At 52.5% G+C, this 20088-nt stretch carries 21 protein-coding genes; 18 read left to right on the top strand and 3 right to left on the bottom strand.

What is annotated here, in order from left to right; genetic code table 11:
• Nucleotides 1-342 precede the first annotated feature (342 nt).
• The 11 genes from J0A68_RS18015 to J0A68_RS17965 all read left to right on the top strand — a co-directional run bounded on the left by J0A68_RS18015 (nt 343) and on the right by J0A68_RS17965 (nt 9389).
• Nucleotides 343-816, top strand: coding sequence for an Lrp/AsnC ligand binding domain-containing protein (locus tag J0A68_RS18015; RefSeq protein WP_206567844.1), 474 nt, complete (start codon nt 343-345; stop codon nt 814-816).
• Between the two features lie 241 nt (nt 817-1057).
• Nucleotides 1058-2503, top strand: coding sequence for a Fe-S cluster assembly protein SufB (gene sufB, locus J0A68_RS18010; protein WP_206579632.1), 1446 nt, complete (start codon nt 1058-1060; stop codon nt 2501-2503).
• A 35-nt stretch (nt 2504-2538) separates the two neighbouring features.
• Nucleotides 2539-2934 carry a four helix bundle protein gene (locus J0A68_RS18005; protein ID WP_206579631.1) on the top strand — a complete coding sequence of 132 codons (396 nt, stop codon included), beginning with the start codon at nt 2539-2541 and terminating at the stop codon, nt 2932-2934.
• A 42-nt stretch (nt 2935-2976) separates the two neighbouring features.
• Nucleotides 2977-3741, top strand: a complete 765-nt coding sequence (gene sufC, locus J0A68_RS18000) for a Fe-S cluster assembly ATPase SufC (RefSeq protein WP_206579630.1) — start codon at nt 2977-2979, stop codon at nt 3739-3741.
• A gap of 17 nt (nt 3742-3758) precedes the next feature.
• The gene (gene sufD / locus J0A68_RS17995; protein WP_206579629.1) at nt 3759-5027 is read left to right on the top strand and encodes a Fe-S cluster assembly protein SufD; all 1269 of its coding nucleotides are present in this window, start codon (nt 3759-3761) and stop codon (nt 5025-5027) included.
• Nucleotides 5028-5034: 7 nt separating this feature from the next.
• Nucleotides 5035-6258 carry a SufS family cysteine desulfurase gene (locus J0A68_RS17990; RefSeq protein WP_317195130.1) on the top strand — a complete coding sequence of 408 codons (1224 nt, stop codon included), beginning with the start codon at nt 5035-5037 and terminating at the stop codon, nt 6256-6258.
• On the top strand, nt 6255-6686 hold the full coding sequence (locus J0A68_RS17985) for a SufE family protein (protein WP_206579628.1): 432 nt from the start codon (nt 6255-6257) through the stop codon (nt 6684-6686). Before J0A68_RS17990 ends, J0A68_RS17985 begins: the two co-directional genes overlap by 4 nt.
• Nucleotides 6687-6688: 2 nt before the next feature.
• Nucleotides 6689-7027, top strand: a complete 339-nt coding sequence (locus J0A68_RS17980; protein ID WP_206579627.1) for an iron-sulfur cluster assembly protein — start codon at nt 6689-6691, stop codon at nt 7025-7027.
• Nucleotides 7028-7051: 24 nt separating this feature from the next.
• Nucleotides 7052-7474 carry a BrxA/BrxB family bacilliredoxin gene (locus tag J0A68_RS17975; RefSeq protein ID WP_206579626.1) on the top strand — a complete coding sequence of 141 codons (423 nt, stop codon included), beginning with the start codon at nt 7052-7054 and terminating at the stop codon, nt 7472-7474.
• Between the two features lie 243 nt (nt 7475-7717).
• Nucleotides 7718-9004 carry a citrate synthase gene (locus tag J0A68_RS17970; RefSeq protein WP_206579625.1) on the top strand — a complete coding sequence of 429 codons (1287 nt, stop codon included), beginning with the start codon at nt 7718-7720 and terminating at the stop codon, nt 9002-9004.
• A 124-nt stretch (nt 9005-9128) separates the two neighbouring features.
• A complete protein-coding gene (locus tag J0A68_RS17965; protein WP_206579624.1) occupies nt 9129-9389 on the top strand; it encodes an acyl-CoA-binding protein in 261 nt (86 codons plus the stop codon).
• 88 nt (nt 9390-9477) lie between these two features.
• On the opposite strand, the gene J0A68_RS17960 is transcribed toward J0A68_RS17965, so the two are convergent.
• Both J0A68_RS17960 and J0A68_RS17955 read right to left on the bottom strand, forming a co-directional pair.
• Entirely contained in the window at nt 9478-10482 is a 1005-nt protein-coding gene (locus J0A68_RS17960; protein WP_206579623.1) for a bile acid:sodium symporter family protein, read from the bottom strand.
• The gene (locus J0A68_RS17955) at nt 10479-11228 is read right to left on the bottom strand and encodes a TrmH family RNA methyltransferase (protein ID WP_206579795.1); all 750 of its coding nucleotides are present in this window, start codon (nt 11226-11228) and stop codon (nt 10479-10481) included. The genes J0A68_RS17960 and J0A68_RS17955 overlap by 4 nt, the downstream gene beginning before the upstream one ends.
• Before the next feature lie 19 nt (nt 11229-11247).
• On the opposite strand from J0A68_RS17955, the gene tamL reads away from it, so the two are divergent.
• Genes tamL through J0A68_RS17940 form a run of 3 tightly spaced genes read left to right on the top strand, consistent with a single transcriptional unit; the run spans nt 11248 to nt 15155 of the window.
• A complete protein-coding gene (gene tamL, locus J0A68_RS17950) occupies nt 11248-13665 on the top strand; it encodes a translocation and assembly module lipoprotein TamL (protein WP_206579622.1) in 2418 nt (805 codons plus the stop codon).
• A 6-nt stretch (nt 13666-13671) separates the two neighbouring features.
• Nucleotides 13672-14583: an oxygen-dependent coproporphyrinogen oxidase gene (gene hemF / locus J0A68_RS17945; protein ID WP_206579621.1), complete on the top strand. Its 912-nt coding sequence runs from the start codon at nt 13672-13674 to the stop codon at nt 14581-14583.
• The gene (locus J0A68_RS17940) at nt 14580-15155 is read left to right on the top strand and encodes a phosphatase PAP2 family protein (RefSeq protein WP_206579620.1); all 576 of its coding nucleotides are present in this window, start codon (nt 14580-14582) and stop codon (nt 15153-15155) included. The genes hemF and J0A68_RS17940 overlap by 4 nt, the downstream gene beginning before the upstream one ends.
• Nucleotides 15156-15174: 19 nt before the next feature.
• On the opposite strand, the gene J0A68_RS17935 is transcribed toward J0A68_RS17940, so the two are convergent.
• Nucleotides 15175-16575, bottom strand: coding sequence for a sugar porter family MFS transporter (locus J0A68_RS17935; protein WP_206579619.1), 1401 nt, complete (start codon nt 16573-16575; stop codon nt 15175-15177).
• 252 nt (nt 16576-16827) lie between these two features.
• Here J0A68_RS17935 and J0A68_RS17930 point away from each other — a divergent pair, with 252 nt between their 5' ends.
• From J0A68_RS17930 to J0A68_RS17915, 4 genes are all read left to right on the top strand, one after another.
• Nucleotides 16828-17484, top strand: a complete 657-nt coding sequence (locus tag J0A68_RS17930) for a porin family protein (protein WP_206579618.1) — start codon at nt 16828-16830, stop codon at nt 17482-17484.
• Between the two features lie 146 nt (nt 17485-17630).
• Nucleotides 17631-18830 (top strand): BamA/TamA family outer membrane protein, encoded by a 1200-nt coding sequence (locus tag J0A68_RS17925; RefSeq protein ID WP_206579617.1) that lies wholly within the window; start codon nt 17631-17633, stop codon nt 18828-18830.
• 124 nt (nt 18831-18954) lie between these two features.
• On the top strand, nt 18955-19425 hold the full coding sequence (locus J0A68_RS17920; protein ID WP_206579616.1) for a hypothetical protein: 471 nt from the start codon (nt 18955-18957) through the stop codon (nt 19423-19425).
• 19 nt (nt 19426-19444) lie between these two features.
• Nucleotides 19445-20086, top strand: a complete 642-nt coding sequence (locus tag J0A68_RS17915) for a DUF4136 domain-containing protein (protein WP_206579615.1) — start codon at nt 19445-19447, stop codon at nt 20084-20086.
• Nucleotides 20087-20088: the final 2 nt, after the last annotated feature.

The following is a 20088-nucleotide window of genomic DNA, read 5'->3' as shown; positions in this document are numbered from 1 at the left end:
CGCCAGCTTGGCCAGAGCACCCTATTCCGGCTTTCCGAGCCTAAAGGGCAACAAAAAAGTCTTGCCAGCAGCAAGACCCTTTTCAGAATATAAACCCAAATATAACTTTAGAGATTAAAAGTTTCGAAATGAATACCAATTGTTTGGTTTTTGATTTGATATCAGACTTATCTGCAATCCAAACCTGTCAAAACCAAATTTTCAACTGTTGTTAATTGATAAGCCCAAAGTAAATGGATTTTGTCAATAATTACAAATTGAAAAAAAAATTTTGCAATATTTTGAACAATCTCTAATTTACCGCATCCTTCATTAACAATCATCTAAATCCTCTATAGGAAAATGGACAAAATTTTAGATATCGACAACATAGACCTCAAAATTATCTCTTTGCTAAACGAAGACGCAAAAACCCCTTACACCGAAATTGCCAAGAAGGTCTTTGTATCCTCAGGAACTGTCCACGTGAGGATGAAAAAATTGGAGGACATGGGAATCGTCAAGAGCGCTACGCTCAACATCGACTTCTCAAAACTGGGCTACGACATCTCCGCATTCCTCGGAATCTACCTGGAGAAAAGCTCGCTCTACGACAACGTCATCGAAAAGCTGAAAGAAATCGCCGAGGTGGTCAGCGCCTATTATACGACCGGCAACTATTCCATCTTTGCCAAGATCATCTGCCGCGACACCAACCACCTCCGACTGGTCCTCGACAAAATCCAAAAAGTCGACGGAATCGACCGCACAGAGACCTTGATCGTATTGGAAGAAAGCATCAACAGACCCATCCAGTTTTTTGACAAGGAGAAGTAAGCCTATTTAGATTAAAAACAAATAAATAATTTAACCGCTGCTTTTGGCAAGTCACATGAATTCCGGCTTTTGCCGGATTTTATTTTTTCAGGCCCGATTGTTGAAAATCAAGCTGTTTTGAAAGCTTTTTAATATGCTTTTCGCATCGCCCATAGATAATTCGAATGGCTGCGAACATATTATTTTAATTATATGTTGTACCTTCGCAGTCAAAATATAATTAGTCTAAATAACTCAGCTCATGAGCAAAGACAACTCAATTTTAGAAGAACTAACCTCCAAAGAATACGAACATGGCTGGTCGGTCAATTTCGAAGCCGATGAGGCTCCGATCGGACTGAACGAGGACATCATTCGATGGATCTCTGCTAAAAAAGAGGAGCCGGAGTGGCTTCTCGAGTGGCGTCTGAAAGCCTTCCGCACTTGGTTGACAATGACCGAGCCAGACTGGGCCAACGTCACCTACCCTAAAATCGACCTTCAAGCCCTGCGCTACTACTCTGCTCCCAAGCAGGTGAAGAAAGCCAAAAACCTGGATGAGGTGGATCCTGAACTCCTCGCAATCTATGAGCGCCTGGGCATCTCTTTGAATGAGCAAAAGAGACTGCAGGGTATCGCTGTGGACGCCGTACTGGACTCCGTATCCGTGGCTACTACGTTTAGAGGAACACTCTCCAAGCTAGGCATCATCTTCTGCTCTTTCAGCGAAGCTGTAAAAGAGCATCCCGAGCTGGTGAAGAAATACCTCGGCTCGGTCGTTCCGATGACCGACAACTACTATGCGGCGCTAAACTCCGCGGTATTCTCCGACGGATCGTTTTGCTATATCCCAAAGGGCGTTCGCTGCCCGATGGAGCTTTCCACTTATTTCAGAATCAACGCCGCCAACACCGGCCAGTTTGAAAGAACGCTGATCGTGGCTGACGAAGAGTCCTACGTCAGCTACCTGGAAGGCTGTACCGCTCCTTCCCGTGATGAAAACCAACTTCACGCAGCGGTGGTAGAGATCTACGCCGCGGCTCATGCCGAGGTGAAATATTCCACCGTACAAAACTGGTTCCCAGGCGACAAAGACGGAAAAGGCGGTATCTACAACTTCGTCACCAAGCGTGGCATCTGCGCGGGAGACCATTCCAAAATCTCCTGGACCCAGGTGGAAACCGGTTCCGCGGTGACTTGGAAGTATCCTTCCTGTATCTTGAAGGGCGATCACTCCATCGGCGAATTCTACTCCGTGGCCGTGACCAACAACTTCCAGCAGGCGGACACCGGCACCAAGATGATCCACATCGGGAAAAACACCAAGTCCCGTATTGTGTCCAAGGGTATCTCCGCAGGAAAGTCCCAAAACTCCTATCGTGGCCAAGTACAGGTGATGAAGCGCGCGGACAACGCGAGAAACTTCTCCCAGTGCGACTCCCTGCTGATGGGCGACCGCTGCGGTGCGCATACCTTCCCTTACATAGATATCAATAATCCCAGCGCCAAAGTGGAGCACGAGGCGACCACTTCCAAGATCGGCGAAGATCAGATCTTCTACTGCAACCAGCGTGGCATCGCCACCGAAGACGCGGTCGCCCTGATCGTCAACGGGTATGCCAAAGAAGTGCTCAACCAGCTCCCCATGGAGTTTGCCGTCGAAGCGCAAAAGCTGCTCGCCCTGACGCTTGAGGGTTCTGTTGGCTAGAGGAATTTGAAATTTGAGGTTTATGATTTGAAATTATGGGAACCTTCAGCCGCTTCGAGGATTTGGATATCTGGAAAAAGGCAAGGGTGTTTTCCAAAGAAATCTTTGAACTCACGTTGAAAAACGGCTTTGAAAAGGATTTCAGCCTCAAAAATCAAATAAACGCATCTTCCGGCTCTGTGGCCGACAATATCGCTGAAGGATTTGAGCGGGAAGGCAACAAAGAATTCGTCAACTTCCTCAGCATAGCCAAAGGCTCAGCAGGAGAAACTAGATCACAGCTCTATCGAGCTTTTGACCGGGGTTATATTACTGAAGAAAAGCTTCAGGAACTACTTGCGATGAACTTGGAGATTTCAAGATCTATAGCCGGGTTCATTAAATATTTAAAAGAGAGCGAGTATCGGGGTAACAAGTTTAAGCCCATGTGAGGGGCTTCCTGATCTCAAATTTCAAATGTCAAATTTCGAAGTATGTTAAGCATAAAAAACCTACATGCCTCCATCGAAGGGACTCCCATCCTGAGAGGTATCAATCTTGAAGTAAAAGCGGGTGAGGTCCACGCGATCATGGGGCCAAACGGTTCGGGCAAGTCTACGCTCGCCTCCGTATTGGCAGGCCGCGAAGAATATGAAGTGACCGAGGGAGAAGTGGTGTTTCAAAACAAAGACCTTCTCGAACTCGCTCCCGAAGACCGCGCAAGAGAAGGCGTTTTCCTTGCTTTCCAATACCCTGTGGAGATCCCAGGGGTGTCATCCACCAACTTCCTGAGAACAGCCGTCAATCAAGTAAGGGAATATCGAGGCTTGGAGCAGCTGGACGCGGTGAAGTTTTTGACCCTGATGAAGGAGAAAATGAAGCTCGTGGAGATCGACCAAAAGCTCCTCAGCAGATCCCTCAACGAGGGCTTTTCCGGAGGTGAAAAGAAACGAAACGAGATCTTCCAGATGGCCATGCTGGAGCCTACCCTCTCCATCTTGGATGAAACCGACTCCGGTCTCGACATCGATGCGCTGAGAATCGTATCCAACGGGGTAAACCAGCTCAAATCAGACAAGAACGCCACCATCGTGGTGACCCACTACCAGCGTCTCCTCGACTACATCGTGCCAGACTACGTGCACGTGCTGTACAAAGGCCGCATCGTGAAGTCCGGCACCAAAGAACTCGCTTTGGAACTGGAGGAAAAAGGCTACGACTGGATCAAGGATGAGATTGATTCCGCTGCCACTGTCTGATCGCTAACCCCACAATCATGAGTACCTTGACCAAACAAGATGCATTCAGCAGTCTGATCGACGCAGCGCCAAGTACCTTTGCCGCGGCCCGCTCAGCGGCAAAAGAAGCCTACGCTTCCCAAGGCCTCCCTGCTGTCAAAGCTGAAGAATACAAGTTTACCAACATCTCCAAAAAACTGGAGCAAAGCCTCATCGACTTCGCGGTAGCCCAACCTGTGTCTATCACCGCTGAGCAGGTGAAGGCCGCTTTGTACGAAGGTTTTGAGGGCGACGTGCTGGTATTTTCCAACGGACAATACCTTCCCGAGCTTTCCTCCAAGATCGAAGGCATCGAAGTTTCCCTGCTTTCAGCAAAGACCGACCTGCCCTTGGGCTCCATTGCCAATCCGGCAAAAGATCCCTTCGCGGCACTGAACCAAGCGTCTTTCCAAGACGGGGTTTTCATCTCCGTACCGAAGAAAACCCAGGTGGAAAAGCCCATCCTGCTCCTGTCTTTTGACCAAGCCAACGCCGGACAAGTGATCCAGCCTAGAGTTTGGATCGAGGCGGGCGATTTCGCAGAGGTGACCTTCATCGACCAGACCGTCAGCCTAGGCGACGCGGTTTATTTTGTCAATGAAGTGGTGGAAGTAAAGGGAGGCATCAACTCCCAAATCCGCTACTATCGACTTCAAAACGAAGGAAAAAGCGCCCTCGAAGTCAGCACCATCGAGACGGATATCCAAAAAGACGCCCGCTTCACCTCGGTGAATATTTCGCTGTCAGGCGACATGGTCAGAAACAACCTGAACCTCAACTTGCGCGGAAGCAACTCCGAAGGCAATATGTACGGCATCTACCTGCTCAATGGCAAATCCCACGTGGACAACCACACCAACGTGGACCACACCATTCCCCATGCGGAATCCAACGAGCTGTACAAAGGCATCCTTGCCGACCAAAGCCGCGGCGTCTTCAACGGGAAGATCTTTGTCCGTCAGGATGCGCAAAAGACCAACGCTTTCCAGCAAAACAACAACATCCTCCTCTCCGAGGACGCCACTGTCAACACCAAACCCCAACTGGAGATCTGGGCTGACGACGTGAAGTGCTCCCACGGATGCACCGTAGGCCAGCTGGACGAGGAAGCCCTCTTCTACCTGCAGGCACGAGGCATCGACAAGACCCAGGCAAAAGGCTTGTTGCTGCATGCCTTTGCCGGAGAAGTGCTGGAAAAAATCGAAACGGAAAGCTTCCGCGACTACTGCGACGCGCTCATCCAGGCGCGATTGGGAAGCAAATTCTAATCCCACCATGAGCTTGAACATCGAACAGATCAGGGGCTTGTTTCCTGTGCTTCACCAGGAAGTACACGGCAAGCCCTTGATCTATTTTGATAATGCGGCCACCACGCAAAAGCCCCAGGCGGTGCTGGATGCTTTGGCTGGCTACTACAGCCACGACAACTCCAACATCCACCGTGGCGCCCATGCCCTGGCAGACCGGGCCACCCGCTACTACGAGGAGACTCGCGAAGCGGTAAGGGCATTCATCGGGGCCAAAGAGGCCGAAGAAATCATTTTCACCAAAGGAACCACAGAGGGCATCAACCTGGTCGCCCAGACTTTTGGGAGAAAATTCATCGGCAAAGGCGACGAAATCATTATTTCCACGCTGGAGCACCACTCCAACATCGTTCCCTGGCAGATGCTCTGCGAGGAAAAAGAAGCAGTCCTCCGCATCATCCCGATCAACGAGGCTGGGGAAATCATTTTCGAGGAGTTCGAAAAGCTCCTTTCCCCCAAGACCAAACTGGTCAGCATCGTACACGCGTCCAACGCGCTCGGCACGATCAACCCCGTAAAAGAAGTGATCGATGCGGCCCACGCTGTGGGAGCAAAAGTCCTTTTGGACGGAGCCCAGTCCACTTCCCACCTGGAGATCGACGTGCAGGAGCTGGACTGCGATTTCCTGGCTTTTTCGGCCCACAAGATCTACGGCCCTACCGGATTGGGCGTGCTCTACGGCAAAAGAGAGGTGCTGGAAGCCATGCCGCCCTTCCTTGGCGGAGGGGAAATGATCAAAGAGGTCACCTTCGAAAAAACCACTTACAACGACATTCCTTTCAAATTTGAGGCGGGAACCCCTAATATTGCGGATGTGATCGCCTTCAAGGCTTCGCTGGATTTTGTCAATGCGCTGGGCAAACCGGCCATCAAAGCCCACGAAGACGCCCTGTTGGCCCATGCGGACGAGCTGACCCGGGAGATCAAGGGCTTTATCCCCGTAGGCACGGCCAAAGACAAGGTCGCCGTCCTGTCTTTCAACATCAACGGGATGCATCCTTTCGATGTGGGGCAGATGCTCGACGCCAAGGGAATCGCCGTGCGGACAGGCCATCACTGCACCCAGCCGCTGATGAAAAGATTCGGGATCGAAGGAACCGTCAGGGCCTCTTTTTCGGTTTACAATACCAAATCGGAAATCGAAAAACTGGCAATGGGCATCGCCCAAATCGCGAGATTTAAGAATAAATGAGCAGCATCAAAGAAATACAGGACGAGATAGTAGCCGAATTTGAAATCCTCGGCGACGACAAGGAATCGACGATCTTCTACATCATGGAGCTCGGCAACTCTTTGGAGTCTTTTCCCGAAGGGGAAAAAAAAGAGGACAACATCATCAAGGGATGCCAATCCAAGGTCTGGCTGATCGCCGACGAGGTAGATGGAAAAGTACACTACCAAGCCGACTCCAACACGGACATCACCAAGGGCCTCATCTCCCTCCTGATCCGCGTCCTCAACGACCGCAGCCCCGAGGAAATCCTGGACGCAGAGCTCAACTTCATCGAAAAGATCGGGATGGGCAGCATCATCGGCAGCCAGCGCTCCAATGGCCTCGCTTCGATGATCAAGCAAATGAAGCTGTACGCGTTTGCCTTTCAAACCAAGCAAAACGCCTGACCATGGAAACCAACAACACATCGGAAAACGGACAAGAAACCAGCCTAAGGGACAAAGTCGTCATGGCGATCAAGCAGGTGTATGACCCCGAAATCCCCGTGGATGTGTATGACCTGGGCCTGATCTACGAGATCACCGTGTATCCTGTCAACAACGTGTACGTCCTGATGACGCTCACCTCGCCCAACTGTCCCTCGGCGGAGTACATCCCCACCGAGGTCAAGGACAAAATCCAGCAGATCCAGGGCATCAACAACGTGGAAGTAGAAGTCACCTTTGACCCTCCCTACTCCCAGGATATGATGTCCGAAGCAGCCAAACTAGAACTTGGATTTCTCTAACACCGAAAATCAAACCTCAACAATATGTATCCTGAAGAGCTGATCGCTCCTATGAGAGCGGAACTTTCCGACGCCGGATTCCAAGAATTCCGCACCGCAGAGCAGGTGGCGGAGCATCTCGGCCCAAACCATAAAGGCACCACGCTGGTAGTGGTAAACTCCGTATGCGGCTGCGCCGCAGGCGCCGCCAGACCGGGCGTTCGCTACGCGGTGGAAAATTCCCCCAAAAAGCCCACTACCCTGGCTACCGTATTTGCGGGAAATGACCGCGATGCTGTCGCCAAACTGAGAGAACTGGTACTTCCCTATCCTCCCTCCTCTCCGGCCATGGCGCTGTTTAAGGATGGCGAGCTCGTCCACTTCATCGAGCGTCACCACATCGAAGGCCGAAACGCCAAGATGATCGGCGACCACCTCGTGGAAGTGTTTGAGCATTTCTGTGACTAAAAAAAGGCCCTGTTGGGCTTTTTTTGTTGCACCTGCTGGACAGGATTCCGAGCAAAACTGGCTGAAGCCCAGCAGGGAAGCAAAAGCTGCCTCTAGGTTTAGGGCTGCAGCACGGCTACGAAATCGCTTCCGAAATAATAAACCATCCTGTGCTATAATAATATCCTTAAAAAACATTCGATTTTATTAACTTGAGGGCATCTTTTGAACTAACCTACTAAATAAGCAATCCCAAAACGATATATGTCTGATTCCGCCAAGTTGTCCTATAAGGGGCAAGAATATGAATTTCCTGTCATCACAGGTACTGAAAACGAAAGTGCAATTGAAATCGGTAAGCTTCGCGACGTTTCTGGTCTGATCACCCTGGATCCAGGATACAAAAACACCGGAGCCACCAAGAGTGCAATCACCTTCCTTGACGGAGAAGAGGGGGTTTTGAGGTACAGAGGGTACAGAATCGAAGAGCTTTCCAAAAAGTCCACCTTCCTCGAAGTCGCCTATCTCCTGATCTACGGAGAGCTGCCCACCCAAGCCGAATACGACGCTTTCACCAAGGAAATCACCCTCCATACGCTCGTTCACGAAGACATCAAAAAAATCCTGGCGGGATTCCCGTCCAATGCCCACCCTATGGGCGTGCTTTCTTCCCTGATCTGCTCCCTGTCGGCATTCTATCCCGACTCGTTGAATCCAAACCAGTCTGAGGAAGAGGTCAACCTGAGCATCGTCAGACTGCTGGCCAAGATGCCGACCTTTGCCGCCTGGGCATTCAAAAACAAGATGGGACATCCGGTCAACTATCCGGACAACTCCCTGGACTACTGCTCCAACTTCCTGAAAATGATGTTTGCGCTGCCAGCCGAGACCTACGAGGTAGATCCTATCGTAGCCACCGCACTGGACAAGCTGCTCATCCTCCATGCTGACCACGAGCAAAACTGCTCTACGTCTACTGTCCGCATGGTTGGCTCTTCCCAAGCCTCCATCTATGCATCCATCTCTGCGGGTATCAACGCCCTGTGGGGTCCTCTCCACGGCGGTGCCAACCAGTCTGTGATCGAGATGCTCGAAGCCATCAAGGCTGACGGCGGCGATGCGAAGAAATACCTGGACAAAGCCAAGGACAAAAACGATCCTTTCCGTCTGATGGGATTCGGCCACAGAGTTTACAAAAACTTCGATCCTAGAGCCAAGATCATCAAGCAGGCCGCAGACGAAGTATTGGGCAGACTGGGAGTAGCTGATCCGGTACTGGACATCGCCAAGGAGCTGGAATATGCCGCACTGAACGACCAGTACTTCATCGACAGGAAGCTCTATCCTAACGTCGACTTCTACTCTGGCATCATCTACCGTGCCTTGGGTATCCCTACCGACATGTTTACGGTGATGTTTGCCCTCGGCAGACTCCCAGGCTGGATCGCCCAGTGGAAAGAAATGCGCGAAAACAAGGAGCCGATCGGCCGTCCGCGTCAAGTCTACGTCGGTGCTACCGAGCGCGACTACACTTTCATCAACAAACGATAATTCCGCTCATCAAGCGCCGAAGCCATTCCCAAAAGGAATGGCTTTTTTCGTGCCCACTTTTTCAGCCTTGTTGGATTTTGCGGGCTTTTTTGGCATTTTTTGACAGAAAAAACCCAATCCCTATATGAAACCCTCCACGCTAGAAGAAGCCGTAGCGCTGACCCAAAAATTCACCTCCAAACCGAGCAATGAAGAACTGCTGAAACTCTATGGTCTCTACAAGCAGGCTACCGAGGGCGACAACGAAGGGGAAAGACCGGGCGGCTTTGACTTCAAAGCTGCCGCCAAATACAACAGCTGGCTTGCCTACAAGGGAAAAAGCAAGTCCGAGGCTGCTGAGCTCTATGTGGAGCTGGTCGGGCAGCTTGCCGAAAAATACGTGTAAGCGATTTTCATCCCAAGAAATCAAGCCAGGAAGCCCTTTGCAGGGGCTTCCTTTTTTTTTTCATACTTGGAGCCAAAAGGCGTCCGACTCATCCCACTGGCTGACCCGCCTTTCTTTTCCCGAAATAACCCGCCAGAATGCTTCCCAAAATCAACTGCTGGATATGGTACAGCATCACCGGCAGCAGGACGAGTCCCAAGACAGCCGCGTCCGGAAAGATCACCTTCCCGATCACTACGCCGTGGACGAGGGACTTCTTTGACCCACAGAAAAGGGTAGTGATCCTGTCCTGTATCGAAAAGCCCAGTACCCGGGTGGTCAGCTCCAGTACTACCCAGACCAGCACGAAAACAGCCAGTACCGAGACGCTCACCGTCAGCAGGGTGGAAGCCGCATAGGCGGAGAAGATTCGCTGGGAAAAAGACTCCGCAAAGGAGGTAAAGACGATCATCATGATCACCGTCTGATCCACGTATTTCAGCTTGGGCAGAATAGAGCTGAGCTTGGGAAAAAGCCAGCCATGGCTCAACACGCCCAAGGAAACGGGCAGGATGACCTTCAGCGTAAGCTCCCCCAGTGTGGACCAAAAGTCGATGTCGCCGGCCACTCCTCCGTCCAGATAGCCCATCCAGGCGGGCGTCAGAATAACGCCCAGCAGGCTCGAAATGCTGGCATTGAAGATCGCTCCCGGGAGATTGCCACCGGCAATGGAGACCATGACCACGGACGCACTGACCGTGGAAGGCAAGGCCGACAAGTAGCTGATGCCCAGCCTGAAATCCTCATCAATCCACGGCATCACCTGAAGCAGCACTAGAACCAGCAGCGGAAAAAGCAGAAAGGTGGCCAGCTGTATGAGCAGGTGGAGCCGCCAGTTGGAAAGGCCAGACCTGAGCTGTACCGGATCGAGCTTCACCCCATAGAAAAAAAACACGAAGGCGATCCCCAGATTGATCATCGGCTTCCAGGGGATTCCGGATTCGGAAGACCCCACCTCGGGTAAAACCGCGGCCAGCCCTATCGCAGCAAAGAGGCCAAGCAAAAATCCATTGATTCCCACGCGCTGCAGCGTCTGGGCCAATTTGTTGATCATGGGCGCATCAGGCGGTTGAAGTTGTCGCAGAGAATGGCCGTGGCGATGGCTACGTTGAGGGATTCTGCCTTCCCAAAACCGGGGATGGTCACTTTTTGGGTCACTTTCTGTTCGAGTGCGGGGGAGATCCCCTTGGATTCATTGCCCATCAGCAGCACTCCGGCGGCGGGGCCTTGCAGGGTGTGGATGTTTTCCCCATCCAAAAAAGCACCATAAACGGGCAGCTGCCAGGCTGCGAAGACTTTCTCCAAGTCCTCGTAGAAAAACTTCACCCGGGTAAAAGACCCCATCGTGGACTGGATGACCTTGGGATTGTAAAATTCCGCAGTCTGCGGTGAAAACACCAGCTTGTCTATCCCGTACCAGTCGGCCACGCGGATGATGGTGCCGAGATTTCCGGGATCCCTGACATCGTCCAATGCGAGGATGAGAGACTCACCCGCTGGCTCAAAGGCCAGGTTTGGCTTCATCTGCACCACGGCCAGCGCGGCATCGTTGGACTGGTACTGGCCCAGGTCCTCCAGCTGCTTCTGCGTAGCGGTGATATGCTGTCCACCAAAGGACTTGAGTTGGCCAAAATGCCTCTCCTCGAAAGATTCGGTTGTCACCAGCGTATCCACCAAAAAATCGGACTGCAGCACCTCCAAAACACTCTTTTCGCCCTCTACAAAGAACCTTCCGCTCTCGCTTCGGTATTTTTTTTGATGTAAGGATTTAATAAACTTAACTGTATTTTTGCTCAGCATCCCGTCAGCATATTCCGATTTGAAATCATCCAAATATATACTTTTTATCGCTCTCCTTGGGATTTGCATAGGCTGTTCACTTACCAAAGATCTGCAGGAAGGGCAGTACGCCGTCTATGAAAACAAGATCGAAGGCATAGACCAATCGGACAAGGACGAGCTCTACGGACTCATCGAGCAAGAGCCCAACACGCGCTTTCTCGGCAGCTCCCTCGGGGTGACCATCTACCGGGTAGGGCGAAACTTCTACGACAGCACCGAGGTCGCCGCAAGACTGGAGCGCACCGAGGAATCTCTGGCCGAAGTGAGACAGGCCAGAGATTCCCTCCCGGATGACAAGAAGCTGCGAAAAAAGCAGGACAAGCTCAACGCCAAGACCGAAAGCCTGGAAAAGAAGCTCGAGTATGGCAACGCAGTCATGCGCACCGGCAATCCGCTCGTGGTCCTGGACAGCGCCGAGACGGAGACGACCGTCGAAAACCTCAAGGGCTACCTAGTCAACCACGGTTTCTTTGAATCCAGCGTCGATTTTTCGGTGGAGACAAAAAAGAAAAAAGCCTTTGTCACCTACCAGATCACGGAGGGGCCGGTCTACGTACTCGACTCCATCTACACCCGCTCCGACAATCCGGAGATCATCAAGCTGCTCAAGCAGCGGCCGAAAGACTCCCATATCAAGGTCGGCGAGTACTACGTCCAGGACAACATCGTCATGGAAAGAAACCGGATCGAGGAGTTGCTGAAAAATAACGGCTTCTTCATGTTTTCGAAGTCGTACATCAACTACATCGCCTACCAGGATACCGCCGCCAAAACGATCAACCTGGAGCAGATCATCCAAAAACCCACCTTCTCCGACAAGCACGAAGTCTACACCATCGACTCGATCACCTTTCGGATCAACCCTCCCAGCAACGAGTTTGCCGACCGTCGCGTACAGGAAACCTTCCGCGACATCGACTTTTCGTTTTACAGAGACCGCTATTCGGCCAAGGTCTTGGCGTCCAGGATTTTCCTGAAGACAGGCCAACCTTACAGCCGCACCGCTGCCATCGAAACCCAGCGCCAACTCAGTAACCTCGACTTGTTCCGCTTTGTCAACATTACCTTTGACACGCTTGGCACTTCCCTGACCGCCCATATTTTCACCCAGCCCAACCAAAAATACCAACTGACCAACCAGCTGGGGATGACGATCACCGAGCAGCTGCCCGGCCCCTTCTTTAGCACCTCGCTGCGAAACAGAAACTTCTTCCGCGCCGGGGAAATCCTCGAATTCAACTTCCGCGCGGGACTGGAGGGGGTGGCCTCTGCCACCGGACAGGGCGTGTACCAAAGCTCCGAGGTCAGTACAGGCGTGACGGTGATCTTCCCCCGCTTTCTGATCCCCTTTGCTCCCGGCTCGCTCCAGAAGTACGGACGCTACAACCCCAACACGCGAACGCGCCTTAGCTACATCTACACCAACCGTCCCGAATACACGCGAAATGCCGTAAACGGGCTTTTGTCCTATACCTGGGCCACCTCTACCAACCGCATCCACTACACCCTCAACGCCGCGGACATCAGCTACATCCGCACACCCAAAATCCAGGATGAATTCCTCGACATCCTCGAAGACCTTCAAAACGAGGGCAACAACCTCATCTGGTCTTTCCTGCCCTCCTTCATCAGCAGCATCTCTGGACAGACGGTCATCAACTTCAACAAGTATGGCGACTTCACTTCCAACAAGGCGTCCCTGCTAAGGCTGTTCGCCGAAAGCGGCGGGACTACGCTGAATTTTTTCGACGTCCGAAGCAACAGCGAACCGGGGATCGACTACGCCAACTTCCAATGGGTCAAGACCCAAGCGGACTTCCGTCGCTACTACCCCATAGACCAAAACCAGCAGGTGGCCTATCGGCTCAACTTTGGCTGGGCTAGGCCCTATGGCGTCAGTGCGGGGATTTTGCCTTACGAAAAATACTTCTTCGCCGGCGGCGGGACGAGCATCCGGGCCTGGCAGGCCCGTCGGCTTGGCCCGGGCAGCTTCTCTCCGGAGACCGGAGAGGGAGGAGAATACGACTACACCAACGAGCAGCCCGCCGAGATGATCCTCGAAAGCATGCTGGAATACCGCAGGAAGCTTTTTGGCTACTTTGACATGGCCCTGTTTGTCGATATTGGAAACAGCTGGGTGATCGGCTACGACTCGGCCAGGCCGGGGGCGGATTTCCGGTACGACCGATTCTACAAGGAGCTAGCCGTCGGCACCGGACTCGGCCTGAGGATGGACTTTGATTTTTTGGTGATCCGGCTTGACCTGGCTACCAAGGCAGTGGATCCCGCCAAGCCCGAAGGGGAGCGATGGGTGCTGGACAACATCAATTTCAAGCGGCCTTTTGGTGTCAGAGGCCAGACAGTACTTAATTTTGGGATCGGATATCCCTTCTAACGCATCATGAGCAGAAAAACAAAAACCGAAATCGCCGAGATATACCGTCAAATGCAGGATCATATCTGCGCTGGGCTGGAGCGGGGAGACGGTCAGGGCAACTTCAGAGAGGACGTCTGGACTAGGGAAGACGGAGGCGGAGGCCGCACCCGGATTTTCGGCAATGGAGCCGTGATCGAAAAAGGCGGCGTGGCTTTCTCCGCCGTACATGGCCCCACTCCCGAAAAAATCCTCAAAAAATTGGGCCTGTCCTCTGGGGATTTTTTCGCCACGGGCGTATCCATCGTGCTGCATCCCTTCAACCCCATGGTCCCGATCATCCACATGAACATCCGGTACTTTGAAATGGAAAACGGCGTCCATTGGTTTGGAGGGGGGATTGACCTCACTCCCCACTACATCGACGTAGAAGATGCCCGATATTTTCACAGCGAGGTGAAGGCAGTCTGCGACCGCTTCGATCCGGGCTATTACCCCAAGTTTAAGGCCTGGGCGGACGACTACTTTTTTGTCAAGCATCGGGATGAAACCCGCGGAATCGGGGGCATATTCTACGACCGGCTGAGCGCCAAGACCGACGAGGGCTTTCAGCAGATCCTGGACTTCAGTCTGGAGATCGGCAGGCTTTTCCCGAGGGTGTACTCCCACTTCATGGAGAAAAACTCAAAGCTTCCCTTTGGCACAAATGAAAAAGCCTGGCAAAACCTCCGCCGGGGGCGCTATGTCGAATTTAACCTAGTCTGGGATGCAGGTACGAAGTTTGGACTGGACACCAATGGCCGAACCGAAAGCATCCTCATGAGCATGCCTCCACAGGCTGAGTGGGCCTACATGCACGAGCCAGTCCAAGGCAGTGCGGAGGAATTCACCCTGAAGCACCTGAAAAAAGACATCGACTGGCTAACGTTTGAGCAATGATCGAAACCCTGAAAGCCTGGGATGAGGAGTTGTTTCTCTGGCTCAACTCCCACCACGTGGACTGGCTGGATCCGATCATGTACCGGATCTCCGAGACGGTCACTTGGGTTCCGCTTTTTGCCTGGCTGATTTACCTGATTTTCAAAAAAGACCGGGCAAATGCCTGGTGGGTTTTGGGAGGAGTGGCGCTGACGATCTTGGCGACGGACCAGTTTACCTCCGGCTTTCTGAAGCCTTTCGTAGAGCGCCTCAGGCCCTGCCATGATCCCAGGTGGGATGGCTTGATGTACAACTACGAGCGCTGTGGGGGCCTTTACGGCTTTGTATCCTCCCATGCGGCAAACAGCTTTGGCATGGCGGTCTTTCTCAACAGAAAGCTGAAGGGAAAAGTCAAGTACCTGCCATGGCTCTACCTCTACGCCGTCATAGTCAGCTATTCGAGGATCTACCTTGGCGTACACTATCCTATGGACGTGGTGATCGGGGCCCTGATCGGTGCTGCTTTCGCCTGGCTATCCTGGTTTGCCATCGTCTACATCAAGCGGGAATTGATCAAAAAAGCCCTGAAGTAGCAGCTGGAGCGGAAGATGGCTAGCCCAGTTCTTTCTCCAGCTGCTCCAGCGTTTTCCCCTTGGTCTCCGGCAAAACCCGCCAGATCACCAGCAATCCAAACAGGCATATTGCCCCGTACAGCCAAAAGTTGTTTGCCCAGCCCAGGTTTTCCTTGATCGCTGGAAAAAAGTAGGTCAGCGTGAAGTTGCCGACCCAGTGTGCCAACGCGCCGATGGAAATAGCCGCTCCGCGGATTCTCGTAGGGAAAATCTCCGAAAGCAAGACCCAAAGCAGGGGTGCGAGCGAAATGGAATAAAACATCACGTTGAGCAGGACGAGGATCACCACGGGAGTACCCCCGAGATCCGCGAAAAAGGAGTATCCCAATCCGCCATACAGCAGGGTCATCGCAGCGAGGCAGACCAGCAGAATGGACTTGCGTCCGTACCGGTCCACCAGGGCAAAAGTCACAAAAATCGACAGCACCATCACCCCTCCTATCACCACGATATTGAGCATCATCTGCTTCAGGGTAAACCCCGCGGCCTGGAAAATATCCGCGGCGTAGTAGATCACCACGTTGATGCCGCTCCATTGCTGTAGAAAGGCCAGAAAAATCCCAATCCCGAGTAGTTTGAGGACTTTGCTGCCCAGCAGCTCGCGGAGATCCACCCTTCCCAAATCCCCATCCCGCAGCGTCGAGCGGGTCTCCTGCAGCGAGTCTTTTGCATAGTCGGGACCTCCGATCTTGTCGAGGATTTTCACCGCCCGCTCCGTTTGCCCGTTTTTGATCAGCCAGCGTGTGCTCTCCGGCACCAGAAACATCAGGATGAAAAACAGCATCGCAGGCACCACCTCTGCCCCAAACATCCAGCGCCAGCCCGTCTGTCCACTCCAGCTGGCAGCAATGGCGGCAAAGTCCGCGTTGTCCGCCAGATCGCGGTCGAGAAGGGAAATCTGCCAATTGGCGATCTGCGCCAGCAGCACCCCGAGCATCACCAGAAACTGGTTGATGGTGACCAACCTGCCCCGCTTCTCCGGCGGGGCAAGCTCCGAGATGTACAGAGGGGAAAGGTTCAGAGCGATGCCCATTCCTACCCCGCCCATGATCCTATAGAGATTGAAACTCCAAAACGTATCCGCCAAGGCGGTGCCTACGGCAGAGAGAGAAAAGAGAAAACCCGAAAAGATCAGCAGACGCTTCCGCCCAAACCTGTCACTGAGGAAAATGCAAAGAATGGCGCCCACCATGCAGCCCACCAGGGCCGAGCTCGTGCCCCAGCCCTGATCCTCCGCCGAGGTGATGCCAAAGTAGGGCTCGTAAAACGGCTTGGCGCCCCCGATCACCACCCAGTCGTATCCAAATAAAAACCCGCCCAAGGCGGCGGTCATGCTGATCAGCCAGATGTAGGTTTGGTTGTAGGGATAGCGTGGGGTCATGGGCTAAGATCAAAAAGGGATTGGATCGCAAAAAATACCGGATTTTCGCAGAGATACAATCCTGTACTGGCAGGACAGAAGTTCTCCAGCTCCGAAAGGTGTTACTCTGGCATCAAATCCCAGGTGCTTCTGCTTGGGCTTCGAGCCCCAAGTTCCCCAAACTGACTTTTGTCATGAATTGGAGGAAAAGTCTGTGACATATTTGTTTAAAACATCCCCAGATTTTTGAAAACTATCACAAACAATCCTGTTATGAAAAAACTTGCCCTGCTTTTTGTCCTGGCGCTGATCGCCGGAGCATCCTACTCCCAAGAGCTCAGGCTCAACACCTACGCCGGCTATGTCTTCGACGACAAGGTGAACAGCTACTACTCTTCCACTTCCTACTACGACGGGAAAATCAAGGGTGGATTTCGCTGGGGAGCCGGTCTGGAGTACCAACTTCCCAACACTACCAAAGCTTTTGAACTGCAATACCTGAGACAGGACACCAGTGCTCCCATCGTGTATCAGGACGGAGGGATTTTGGGCGGACAGATCCAAGAGACGGATTTTGATCTGGCAGCAAACTGGATCTTGCTAAACGGTACCAACTACTTCCCGGTAAGCGAGGTCGCCGAGCCCTTCTTTGGCTTTGGCATCGGCATGGTGATCTCCGACATCACCAATCCCGACAACGGCAACAACGATAGCGCAACCAAGTTTGCCTGGTCACTGAGGGGTGGATCCAACTTCTGGCTGGCCGAGAAAGTAGGCATCCGCATCCAGGCTTCCCTGATGTCTGCCGTGCAGGGTGCGGGCGGAGGACTTTACTTTGGCACAGGCGGAGCCGGGGCTGGAGTCTCCACCTATTCCACCATTTACCAGTTTGGGTTTGACGGAGGCTTGGTGTTCCGCTTCCCCCAATAAGCATCTCCGGGGGAAAGCTGGGCTTTCCCCCTACCCCCTACTAATCCCCAATTATTTTTATCGGATTGGCGAAAATTTCCCTGCGAAATCCCTCCTAAAGCTTAGATTGGATATCAAATCCCCACAAGCAAACCCAATCCAGCTCAATGAAATCAGGCTTTCTCCTTAGTCTGCTGCTGCTGGCTTCACTGAAGCTGACGGCGCAGTCGGACTCCATCACCTATCAGCCCAACAAAATCAACCAGTTTAAGCTGGTGCCGCTTCCGGCGATAGGCTCCAATCCAGCCAATGGCTGGCTTTTTGGTTTGGCGCCCTCAGCCACTTGGTACATGGGTGACCCGCAGACTACCAAAATGTCCAACTTCGTCGGGAACTTCCTCTACACGACCAAGCAGCAGTGGATCTTCAGCTCCAGGAGCAACATCTTCCTCAATGAAAACAAGACCATCCTGATCGGCGACTGGCGGTATTTCATCACTTCCCAGCCTACCTACGGCCTGGGCAGCAGTACGCCAAACGAGCCCATGGAAAACCCCAACCAGCCCGGCGTCTGGTGGGGCGAACAGCAGATGGACTTTCGGCTGATCCGCTTCTACGAGGCAATATTGAAGCGCATAGGCGACTCCAAGCTTTACCTCGGGGCGGGCTATCACCTCGATGTCCATTCCAAAATCAAAAACTTTCAGGACGAGGAGATCACCGACCACCTGGAATTCGCCCATGATCGGTACAACAGCGACATGGGCTTTGACACCGAGAAGTACACGCTCTCCGGCATCAGTCTAAACATGGTGATGGAAAATCGGGACAATTCCGTGTCGCCCTACGAAAAAAACTTTGCATGGGTCCAATACAAGATCAACCCCAGCTTTCTGGGCTCCGACCAAAGCTCCAGCCTGCTCCTGCTGGACTACCGCCACTACATCAATCTGAGCGAAAAGCGCAAAAGAAACCTGGTCGCGCTTTGGGGCTTTGGCAACTTCCTGGTCTCCGGCAAAGTCCCCTACATGAACCTCCCGGGCATGGGATGGGACATGTTTGGCAGATCGGGACGGGCCTATGCCCAGGGTAGATTCAGGGGAGAAAGCATGGTGTATACCGAGGCGGAATGGAGATTTCCGCTCCAGCAAAACAAGGAGACCTTTGGGGGGACGGTATTCGTGAACGCGGCCAGCTTCGGCAGCAAGACCACTCAGGAAAAGCTTTTTGAAAAGTTTAACCCAGGCTATGGCTTAGGTCTGAGGGTCATGATCAACAAACAAAACCGGACGACGATCTCGGCTGATTATGGCTTTGGACAAAAGGGAAACTCAGGTTTCTACCTCAATGTGAATGAAAGTTTTTGAGGGGAATTTGCTTCAAAATAAAGTTCAAAGCTGATTTTAATCATGAAATGTTTTTGGACAAAACGCCAGTTTTACCTCTGAACTTTTACTCAAAACTCTTTTTCCAATCCAATTTCACAAAACCATGAAAAAATTACTACTCTTCACCCTGGCACTGTTTGCAATCAACGTTGCCGGTTCGTTTGCCCAAACTGTGGACGAGGAAATCAAGCTGATACAGGATGCTTTTGGCAAGGACAAAAAGACGCTGATCGAAGCCTACATGGAACTGAGCCCAGAGAAGGCCGCTGCTTTTTGGCCAGTCTATGAGGAGTTTGAAGCTGCCAGAAAAGAGATCAGCAAGGAGCGCATCCTGATCATCAATGACTACATCGAAAAATTCACCCACATCGGTGATGCAGAGGCGGACGCACTGGCTACCCGCTCACTGAAAAACGACGCGGCACTGAACAAGCTGTATTCCACGTACTATTCCAAGTTCAAAAAAGCCACCTCAGCCATGGATGCGGCCAAGTTTATCCAGGTGGAATTTTACATTACCAATACCATCCGCAACGTGATCCAGCAGGAATTGCCGTTTGTCGGAGACATCTAAGAATCCCATTTCCCTTTTTATGCTCAGTTTATTCAGACGGCCTAGCGCCGCACTCCTTCTGGTGATGGGCTCTATTGCCTGTTCACCAGAAGGTGCTACCTACGTCGAGGAACAAGACGTGGTGTACACCAACTACAATCCAGCATTCGATTTTTCTGCCCAAAGCACCTACGCGCTGCCCGACGAGGTCATCTACATCTCCAATGGAGGGCTGCCGGGTGACTCGGACGGACCCGAATACCTGCCTCCCACACTGGCAAACCCCATCCTCGCTACGCTCAGGAGCAGCATGAATACCCTGGGCTATCGGGAAGTCGCGGAATCAGCCGACCCAGACTTGATCCTCTTGCCCTCCGCGCTGCAAACCACCGAAGTCTACTACTACTATGACTGGTGGTATTGGAACTGGTACTACCCAGGCTACGGCCCTGGCTGGGGATGGTACTATCCGGGATACTACCCTCCTACCGTCACGGCGGTGAGATCGGGCAGCATCTTCGTCCAGATGACCAGTCCCAAGGGCATCAACGCCGCCAACGAAATCCCCGTCAACTGGATAGCCATCGTCAATGGTCTGCTGGAAGGTGAGGGCAATGCCGCCAATCGGATCGACCGAACCCTAAAACAAGCATTTTCCCAATCTCCTTACCTTCAGAAATAACC

The sequence above is a fragment of the Algoriphagus oliviformis genome (genome assembly GCF_017254915.1).
Taxonomy (GTDB): Bacteria; Bacteroidota; Bacteroidia; order Cytophagales; family Cyclobacteriaceae; genus Algoriphagus; species Algoriphagus oliviformis.
This window is presented reverse-complemented; position numbering and strand designations above follow the sequence as displayed.